This window comes from Rhodopirellula maiorica SM1 (assembly GCF_000346295.1).
GTDB lineage: Bacteria > Planctomycetota > Planctomycetia > Pirellulales > Pirellulaceae > Novipirellula > Novipirellula maiorica.
Genome location: NZ_ANOG01000618.1, coordinates 1 through 2162, shown reverse-complemented (window position 1 = coordinate 2162; position 2162 = coordinate 1). Strand labels below are relative to the sequence as shown.

Here is a 2162-nt window from a genome sequence, read left to right as displayed (position 1 = left end):
GCTTGCGACCGCTGGATCGGCGTGGGGTCGGTGCTCGAGTCCCAATCGGCGGGCGGCACGACGATGGTTTGCGTCAACACGCGGCCGATCTCGGCGGGGACCAATGCATCGGCTAACGAGATCATGGCTTCGGCATTGTTGGGGTTCGCGATCGGCACGAGGACCAGCGGGGTGCGGCCGCGAAGCGTGGCAAGTTCGGGGTCGATCGCGATGCTCGAGACATCCATCACGCGAGCTCGCTGAGCGAACAGACTCAAAAATAAGATTCCGCCAATCGCCAGCCAGCCAACGGTGATCAGCCCTGCTGCGGGAACCACGATTCCCTGAAATATCGCCAGCCCCATACATGCAAGTCCGCCCACGACCGGGATCATGGGGAACCAGAGCGTGCGAAATGGTGGCGGATGACGCCGACTTCGCCGCCGGATCAGAAACGTCAACAGATGCGAAATGGCAAAGGTGACCAGAAAGATCAAGCTGGATGCCGCACCGGCGGCCCCCACGTCAGGAAGCACCAACGTGATCACCGAGACGAGCGCGGCGGTCACTACGATGGCCATGACCGGGGTGCCACGATGAGCACTGATGACGCTCATGATCGGTGGTAACGCACGATCCGATGCCATCGCTTGGGCAATACGTGATGCTGCGAATAGATTCGCTTGTAATGCCGAAAACATCGATAGCACCGCTGCGACAATCACGAACCAGTAGCCGGTGGGACCGAGGTACGATTCCGCAGCGGTCGCGACGATGCCTTCGGGATTTGCGTTGGCCAGTTCACTGATCGTTTGGCCTGGGGGCGTTCCCGCAGTCGTGATCACAAACAGCAGTGGCAAGTAGATCGCCAACGCAGTCAACAACGACAGCACCATCGCCCTGGGGATTGTTTTCGCTGGTTGGCGGACTTCCCCGCCCACCGCGGCGATCAAATCGAATCCTTGCAGTGCGATGAAGGTGTAGCCCATCGCTTGAACGAGTCCGCCGAAGCCCGCGGTAAAGAACGGGGTCAGCGACGTTGTCGTTTGGATCGTGCCTTGGCGGGCAACCACGACAAGCCCTGACAGGATCAACAACGCGAACACCGCCACTTTGGCGACGTTGACCCAGTGGCCGCCGCCCGACGATTTTCGCGTCAAACTGAATGCTAAAAATAGGGTGGTTACGATGGCCGCCGCGGTTTTGAACCATCCCGCGTGAAGCCAATCCGCGGCACCATCGCCATCGTACGCTTGCCAAAGGTCACCGACCATGATGATGGCAAAATGAGCAAAACCAATCGCATACAGCACCGAGGCCACAATCGATGCAAACCAGACGACCCAGCCAACCGCAAAGGCGGCTTCGACCGACAACGCCTTTTTGGCAAACGTATAAGTCCCGCCCGACTCGGGAAATTTCGAGGCCATTTCCGCAAGACTCAGCGCGGTCAGAAGTGCGATCACACCATTCAGTGCGAACGCCAACATCGCTGCGGGGCCTGTGGTTGCAAACGCAGTTCCTGCGAGAGCCAGGATGCCTCCGCCAACGATCGCGCCCACCCCGATTCCGGTGGCGCCAAAGAGCCCGATGTGGCGTGAATGCGATGTCATCAAGTTTCCGTGGTTTGCAGCTGAGTGCAAACCGCTTGCCAACCCACTTGTCATGCGACGGCATCACAAGTGGGTGAAAAGGCTTGTCGCGACAACGACAAGCCTTGGCTTTTAGCAACGAGGTTTACGACAACCAGCTTGGCAGTTCGCCTGCTTTGGGCAGGTCGATGATCTTGACTTGGGTGACCGCGTCGATGCCTTCGACTTCGGCCAATGCATCCTCAGGAACGTCACCATCGATATTCAGGACACCGATTGCGGAACCGCCTGGGGCGTCGCCTTCGCGGCCCACGGCCATCTGGGCGATATTGATTCCATGGGTACCAAACACGGTGCCTACGCGGCCGATGATTCCTGGTACGTCTTTATGAGCAAAAATCAGCAGCTTGCCATCGAGGAACGATTCCAAACGGTACTCGTCCAGCATGATCAATCGTGGCATGTTTTGGCCAAGCACGGCTCCGCCGACAATGATGCTGCGGCCGCCGCCCGAAACTTTCACCGTGATGCTCGATGCGAACGCACCTTTGTCGCGATGTTTTTCTTCGGACAATTCGATGCCACGCTCGC

Annotated in this window: 2 protein-coding genes; both read right to left on the bottom strand. The window is 58.6% G+C overall.

What is annotated here, in order from left to right:
• Positions 1–1592: APC family permease (locus RMSM_RS19855; protein WP_008700168.1), on the bottom strand; the 1592-nt coding region annotated here is incomplete at its 3' end.
• 124 nt (positions 1593–1716) lie between these two features.
• A partial coding sequence (locus RMSM_RS19850) for an ACT domain-containing protein (RefSeq protein WP_040768350.1) occupies positions 1717–2162 on the bottom strand: 446 nt, incomplete at its 5' end.